The organism is Falsiroseomonas oryziterrae (assembly GCF_021864505.1).
Classification (GTDB): domain Bacteria; phylum Pseudomonadota; class Alphaproteobacteria; order Acetobacterales; family Acetobacteraceae; genus Falsiroseomonas; species Falsiroseomonas oryziterrae.
In genome coordinates this window covers 1-6,613 of the sequence record NZ_JAKJIB010000238.1, presented here as the reverse complement: position 1 = coordinate 6,613, position 6,613 = coordinate 1, and the positions used below count along the sequence as shown (strand labels likewise).

General features: G+C 72.2%; 9 protein-coding genes. 7 read left to right on the top strand and 2 right to left on the bottom strand.

The window, feature by feature from the left end; translation table 11 throughout:
• The coding region (locus L2I40_RS16715; RefSeq protein ID WP_272910979.1) for a thiamine pyrophosphate-binding protein at positions 1 to 1,016 on the bottom strand (1,016 nt) is incomplete at its 3' end.
• A gap of 54 nt (positions 1,017 to 1,070) precedes the next feature.
• Between L2I40_RS16715 and L2I40_RS16710 the strand changes: the two genes are divergently transcribed.
• From L2I40_RS16710 to L2I40_RS16695, 4 genes are all read left to right on the top strand, one after another.
• Positions 1,071 to 1,553 carry a 2Fe-2S iron-sulfur cluster-binding protein gene (locus L2I40_RS16710; RefSeq protein WP_237216331.1) on the top strand — a complete coding sequence of 161 codons (483 nt, stop codon included), beginning with the start codon at positions 1,071 to 1,073 and terminating at the stop codon, positions 1,551 to 1,553.
• Between the two features lie 78 nt (positions 1,554 to 1,631).
• Entirely contained in the window at positions 1,632 to 2,363 is a 732-nt protein-coding gene (locus tag L2I40_RS16705; RefSeq protein ID WP_237216330.1) for a sulfite exporter TauE/SafE family protein, read from the top strand.
• Between the two features lie 12 nt (positions 2,364 to 2,375).
• Positions 2,376 to 2,648, top strand: coding sequence for a hypothetical protein (locus L2I40_RS16700; protein ID WP_237216329.1), 273 nt, complete (start codon positions 2,376 to 2,378; stop codon positions 2,646 to 2,648).
• Positions 2,614 to 2,955: a fumarate hydratase C-terminal domain-containing protein gene (locus tag L2I40_RS16695; RefSeq protein ID WP_237216328.1), complete on the top strand. Its 342-nt coding sequence runs from the start codon at positions 2,614 to 2,616 to the stop codon at positions 2,953 to 2,955. Before L2I40_RS16700 ends, L2I40_RS16695 begins: the two co-directional genes overlap by 35 nt.
• Before the next feature lie 23 nt (positions 2,956 to 2,978).
• Here the strand turns inward: L2I40_RS16695 and L2I40_RS16690 are convergent, their stop codons facing one another.
• The gene (locus tag L2I40_RS16690; protein ID WP_237216327.1) at positions 2,979 to 3,563 is read right to left on the bottom strand and encodes a hypothetical protein; all 585 of its coding nucleotides are present in this window, start codon (positions 3,561 to 3,563) and stop codon (positions 2,979 to 2,981) included.
• A gap of 597 nt (positions 3,564 to 4,160) precedes the next feature.
• On the opposite strand from L2I40_RS16690, the gene L2I40_RS16685 reads away from it, so the two are divergent.
• The 3 genes from L2I40_RS16685 to L2I40_RS16675 all read left to right on the top strand — a co-directional run.
• The gene (locus L2I40_RS16685; RefSeq protein ID WP_237216326.1) at positions 4,161 to 4,718 is read left to right on the top strand and encodes a ferritin-like domain-containing protein; all 558 of its coding nucleotides are present in this window, start codon (positions 4,161 to 4,163) and stop codon (positions 4,716 to 4,718) included.
• 101 nt (positions 4,719 to 4,819) lie between these two features.
• Positions 4,820 to 6,154 (top strand): chromate efflux transporter, encoded by a 1,335-nt coding sequence (chrA, locus tag L2I40_RS16680; RefSeq protein WP_237216325.1) that lies wholly within the window; start codon positions 4,820 to 4,822, stop codon positions 6,152 to 6,154.
• A gap of 70 nt (positions 6,155 to 6,224) precedes the next feature.
• On the top strand, positions 6,225 to 6,613 hold a 389-nt coding region (locus L2I40_RS16675), incomplete at its 3' end, for a hypothetical protein (RefSeq protein WP_237216324.1).

Below are 6,613 nucleotides of genomic sequence, written 5' to 3'. Positions count from 1 at the left end.
CAGGCCACCGCCTCGCGCAGCCGCTTCGCCCAGCCGGTCGCCGGGCTCCGCGTCACTGCGGCGGTCAGCGCAGCCACCGCGGACGCAGGATCTGCGAGCGCGCCGAGCACCAGCCGCTCGCCGAGCAGCCGCTGCGCCCGGCCGAGCAGCGCGGCCTCCGGCTCGAGCACCACGAAGCGCGCCTGCGCCGCCGGCCGGCCGAAGCGCGTGGTGAAGTCGAGCGGCTTGCCGAGCAGCACGACGAGATCCGCCTCCGGCAGCATTTCCGCGAGTGCGCCGAGCGTCGGGTCAGCGAGGCCGCGCGGTGCGTTCATCGGCACGATCGGGAGACCGGTCGCCGTCTCCAGCGCGGCGAGCGCCGCGACGCCATGCGGCGTGACGAGCGAGGGGGGCGCGATCAGCACCGGCCGCGCGGCGCGCGCGACGATCTCCGCCGCCATGCGCGCCGTCTCGGCGGGGAGCGGCATCGCCACGGGCGCGAAGGCCGCGGCCTCGGGCGTGGCGACATCGCCGACCTCCGCCTCCAGCAGGTCGGTCGGCAGGCTGAGATGCACGGGGCCCGGCCGGCCCGACAGGGCGAGGGAGATCGCGCGCGCCAGATCCGCGGCGAGGCCCGCGCCACTCCGCGCGGTCCAGGCCGCCTTGCAGACCGGCTCGGCCATCGCCGCCTGCGGCAGTTCCTGGAAGGCACCGTTGCCGAGTTCGGCGAGCGGCGCATGACCCGAGAGCAGCAGCACCGGCACCTCGCCCGCGAGCGCGGTGGGCAGCGCCGCGACGGCGTTGGCGTGCCCTTGCCCGCCCGTGACCATGGCGACGCCGATGCGGCCCGTCAGCCGCGCATAGGCGTCCGCCATGTGCACCGCCGCCGCCTCGTGCCGCGTGTGCACGATCTCGATGCCCGACCCGACCAGCGCGTCGAACACCTCCATGATGTGATTGCCGGACAGGGTGAAGATCCGGGTCACCCTGGCCGCCTGCAGCCCCCGCACCAGGAGATCGGCACCACGCTGTTTCATTTGTGGGATTCCAGAGCTCTTGTGTCTTATAGAAGACCATGCAAGCCTTTGAAGATGCAAGGGGACGTCCTGAAGGTCAGCGTCAGGCGCGGCGATGCCGAGGGCGGCGCGATGGCCCGCTACGAGGTGCCGGCACGCGAGAACCGGACCGTGCTCGACGTCGTCACCCACATCCAGCGCGAGATCGATCCCTCCCTTGCCTACCGCTTCGCCTGCCGCGTCGGCATGTGCGGGTCGTGCGCAATGGAGGTGAACGGCCGCGCGCGCTGGACCTGCCGGACGCATGTGAAGCGCGTCGCGCAGGATGGCGCGCTGGAGCTGCGGCCGCTCGCCAACCTGCCGGTGATCCGCGATCTCGCCACCGACATGGCGCCCTTCTTCGACAAGTGGTCGCGCGCGCGCGGCACCTTCCAGCCGAAGGATGCGACGGACGACGCGGTGCCCGACGAGTTCGCCGTCGTGCCGCCCTCGACGCCAAGGGCTTCCTGCGCTGGGCCGACAACGGCATGCTCAAGGCGACGGAGACGGCGCTGGTGATCCTGCTGGCCGCGCATCTTGCCGCCGGGCTTCGCTCGGCGGGCGTCGCGCTCGGCGCCGCGTTGCTGTTCCTGCTGAATGTGGGCTGACGCGCTCCTCGTCTCGGCCGGCTGCTTCGTCGCCGCCGTCTGCGCCGGCATGGCCGGCTTCGCCTTCGTGATGGTGGCCGCCGGCATCCTGCTGCACGTCATGCCGCCGAGCCTGACCGCGCCGGTGCTCGTGATCGGCAGCCTGATCGTGCAGTCCATCGGCACGCGGGCGGTCTGGCCCGACATCGCCTGGCCGCGCCTCCGCCTCTTCGTCGTCACCGCGACGCTCGGCGTGCCGCTCGGGCTCTGGATGCTCGCAACCGGCCCTGCGCCCGCCATCGTGGCGGGCGTCGGCGCGTTGCTCGTCGTCTATTCCGGCTACATGCTGGCCCGCCTCGCGCTCCGCATGGCACCGCCGCAGGTGGCCAACGGGCCCGCGCGCGACGCGGCGGTCGGCTTCGCGTCGGGCATCCTCGGCGGCATCGGCGGCGTGGTGGGCGCGCTGCCCGCGATGTGGGCCGACATCCAGGGTATGCCGCCACGCGAGACGCGCGCCCTGCTGCAGCCCTTCATCGCCGCCATGCAGGCGATCACGAGTGTAGGACTGGCGGTCGCCGGCTTCTTCACGGCCGAGGCCCTGCTGCTCGCCACACTCTCCGTCCCCGCGCTGCTCGCGGGCACCTGGGTCGGCCTGCGCGCCTATCGCGTGCTCCCCGCGCAGGGCTTCCGCGTCGCGCTGCTCGGCCTGCTTCTGCTATCCGGTCTGTCGCTGCTGGTCTGAGTCGGAACGCCGATGACGCTGATGACCAAGGCCGCGGCCGAGCCCCTGCGGATCGCCCCCGAGGCGATCGAGGAGGCAGCGAAGCTGCTCTACATCCGCGCGCTCAGGATCCTGCCCGACGACATCAAGTCCGGCTTCACGCGCCTCGACGCCGCGGAGACCGACGGCACGGCGAAGGCGATCCTGGCGACGACGATCGAGAACATCGGCGTCGCCGAACGCGCCGACAACCTGCTCTGCCAGGCCCCGGATGGAGCGCTTCACCCGCCCGCTGATGGAGCGTGAGGGCGTGCGCATCGTCATCGGCAAGGGTGGGCTGCGGGAGGACAGCGCGTGCGCCTTCAAGGACCTCGGCGGCGTCTATCTCGCGATCATCGGCGGCACCGCAGCGCTGGAGACCACCTGGATCGAGGCGATCAAGGATGTGGACCTCGACGACCTGCATCCCGAGAGCCTCTGGACGTTCCGCATCCGCGACTTCGGCCCCCTGCTGGTCGCGATGGACAGCCATGGCGGCAGTCCCCACGCCGAGGTGCAGCGGAGCGTGGCCGACCGCCGCGCCGCCGCACTGGCGAAGCTGGGCGTCGCTTGACGTCCCTGCCGGGGCCCGTCCACTCAGCGCGGCACGGAGACGCTGGCCGCGCGCCAATTCGGCGCCCGGTTCACGCCGCGGATCACCCGGAGATCTCCGCCGACGATGGCGCGTGCCTCCGTGTCGTAGAGATAGGTCCAGACGCCTGAATAGCCGCCGATCTGGGGGATCTCCTCGGCATGCTCGATCAGCAGCACGCTGCGCGTGACGCCGCCGATCTCGGCCGAACCCTCCCGCAGGACACGCCAGCTTTCGCTGAAGCGGACCAGCGCACCGTCAGCGGTGCGACGGTCGCGCACGAAACTCGTGCTGCTGCCGGACCGCAGCGGGAAGAGCGCGGCCATGCCACGGCGGATGTTCGCCTCGTCCTGCAGCGGGACCTCGAAGTGGTTCGCCAGCATCCGTGCCGTGCCTCCATCGGCGCGTCGCGCCTCGCAGACGAAAGGATCGCCGGTTGCGGCGCCGCCATAGGTCAGGCGGCGGCCGTCTGCGAAGGCGATGACCGTCCCGGTGGGCGGGCAGGCGAAGCCCGGCGGCGCCGCGCCGGCCTGGGTTCCGCCGCCATCGGGCGCCGCGCAGCCCGCGAGCAGCGCGGCAGTCACGGCCATCAGCATCTTCGCTCGCATCGGACCCACTCCCTTCCGCCATCCCAGGCGGCAGGAGCTTTCCCGTGAGCCGCCCTGGCGGCAACCGGCAGGGCTATCCCGTTCGGGCAATTGCGCTGCGGGGCGCGCCGCCGCGACCCACCCTGCCCGGCCCACCTCGCTGACAAGGTCGCCCGCATGGCCAGTCCCGTCACGCGACGCATCACGGATGTGCTGGTCCTCGGCTCCGGCGGCGCCGGGCTGCTCGGCGCGCTGCACGCCAAGACGGGCGCGCCGGAGCTTCGCGTGACGGTCGCGGTGAAGGGGCTGCTCGGGAAATCCGGCTGCACCCGCATGGTGCGGGGCGGCCTGCCGCGGTGCGCATTGGCGCGACGATGCGCCGCGCACCGCGCCCGAAACGGATGGCCTGGCGGCGACGGTGACGACGCTCGGTCCCGATGGCCGCATCGGCCTCGGCTGGCAGCCGGTCGCCTTCACGCGCGTGCGACCGGGCCAGTCCCTGCTGGCGGCCGAATAGTCTCAGCCGTCGCGGCAACCCGGCCGCCATGCCCCCGTTCCGACCGCGACGCCGCAGGCCGCGGCTGGACCGGAGGACGACGCATGGACGAGATCACGAAGCTGATGGTGGAGCAGCTGAAGGATGCCTACAGCGCGGAAAAGCAGGCGCTGCGGGCGATGCCGAAGATGATGAAGAACGCCACCAACGAGCGTCTGAAGCAGGGCTTCCAGATGCATATCGATCAGACCGAGGGCCAGGTCGAACGGGTCGAGCAGGCGCTCGAGCTGCTCGGCGCCAAGCCCGGACGCAAGGTCTGTGAGGCGATGCGCGGCCTCATCGAGGAGGCGAGCCACGAGATCGAGGAGAACGACAGGGGCGCCATGATGGACGTGGTGCTCATCGCCGCTGCCCAGCGCATCGAGCATTACGAGATCGCGGCCTACGGCACGATGGCGTCGCTCGCCAAGGCGGCAGGGATGGCCGAGCTTGGCGAGATGCTCGGGCAGACCCTGGCCGAGGAGAAGCGCATGGACGAGGAGTTGACGCGCCTTGCCGAGTCCGAGGTGAACATGGCCTTCATCGAGGAGGCCCGCAGCGAGATGGAGGAGCAGGCCTCCAACGAGAACCGGCGGGGCGGCGCGCGCCGGAGGGCGTCCTGACGCCGGGGTGATGCCGGGGGCAGCGCTTGACGCGTTGCCCCGCCAGACCATAGCAGGTGGCGGCGGCTGCGCTACCCCGCGCCCCGCGATGGGGCGCGAGCATGGACGGGACGCGGCAGCCTGGGTTTCCGAGCTTCTGGGACGCCGTGCGGGTCTGGTGGCGCATCGGCCTGCTGTCCTTCGGCGGGCCGGCCGCGCAGATCGCGCTGATGCACCGCGAGCTGGTGGAGGAACGGCGCTGGGTCAGCGATGCGCGGTTCCTGCACGCGCTGAACTTCTGCATGCTGCTGCCGGGCCCGGAGGCACAGCAGCTGGCCACCTATCTGGGCTGGCTGATGCATGGCGTGAGGGGCGGTCTCGCGGCGGGGCTGCTCTTCATCCTTCCCGGTGTCGTCGTGATGATGGCGCTGTCGCTGATCTACGCGACGCTCGGCGCGGTGCCGGTCGTCGCGGCGCTGTTCTTCGGCCTGAAATGCGCCGTGCTCGTGCTGGTGGTGGAGGCGCTGCTGCGCGTGGCGCGGCGCGCGCTGAACGGCGCGCTGCCGTGGTTCGTGGCCGTCGCGGCCTTCCTCGCGCTCTTTGCCTTCGCGGTCCCCTTCCCCGTCGTCGTGCTGGCGGCGGCGCTGATCGGCTATGCGCTTCCGCAGGCCTTCGCCGCCAGCGGGCATGGGGCGGCGAAGAACGAGGCGCCGGCCCTGCTCGACGCCGTGCTCGCCGCCGATCCCGGGCGCTCCGAACGCATGGCGCGTTTGGCCCGGCGGGCCGGGCTCGTCGCGCTGCTGCTCTGGGTCTGGCCGGTCGCGCTGCTGACCGACGTGCGGCTCTTCGGCGACATCGCCTGGTTCTTCTCGAAGATGGCGGTGGTGACCTTCGGGGGCGCCTATGCGGTCCTCGCCTATGTCGCGCAGGAGGCGGTGGAGAGCTACCGGTGGCTGACGGCGCAGGAGATGCTGGCCGGACTCGGCCTTGCGGAGACCACGCCAGGCCCGCTGATCCTGGTGCTGCAATTCGTCGGCTTCCTGGCTGCCTATCGGGAAGCGGGCGTGCTCGGCGGCTTCGCCGGGGCGCTGCTGACGGTGTGGGTGACCTTCGCGCCCTGCTTCGCATGGATCTTCCTCGGCGCGCCGTATGTCGAGCGGCTGCACGATGCGCCGCGGCTGAAGGGTGCGCTGGCGGGCGTGACCGCGGCGGTGGTCGGCGTCATCGCGAATCTCGCGCTCTGGTTCGGGCTCCGCGTCGTCTTCTCGAGGGTCGAGCCCACGGCGGTCGGGCCGCTGACGCTCGGCCTGCCCGACCCGCTCAGCATGGTGCCGGATGCGCTGGCGCTGACGGCGCTCGCTGCCGTGTGCCTCTTCGTGCTGAAGCTGGGCGTGGTGCGCACGCTCGGCGTCACCGCGGCCGCCGGCTTCGCCACGCGCACCATCCTCGGCCTCTGACGCGCCGCCCGCCCTGGAAGGCTTGGCGGGCTCGGTCTAGCCTTTCCCGGAACGCAGGGGAGGCGGGCGGATGAGTGCCGGCATTCTCGAGGAACGCGGCCGGGTGCTGGAGGACGCGTTCTTCGCGCGACAGGACGAGGCGCTGCTCGAACGGCTGCGCGAACGCGACCGTGTCGCAGAGCGCAAGCAGGCGATGGCCCGCGCCTCGGGCATCACCGACGAGGGCGTGCTGGATCACTGGGTTGCGCTGAACCTTGCGCCGGCGGCGGTCGCGGCGCTCGCCTGGGTGCCGCTCGTGCTGGTGGCCTGGGCCGACGGCACGCTCGACGCCGCCGAGCGCCAGGCGGTCCGCGATGCGGCCGCGGCTGCCGGCCTGGCGGGACATGCGGAAGCGATGGCGCTGCTCGACGCGTGGCTCGCCACGCCGCCCGGCCGCGCCATCGAGGACGCCTGGCGGGA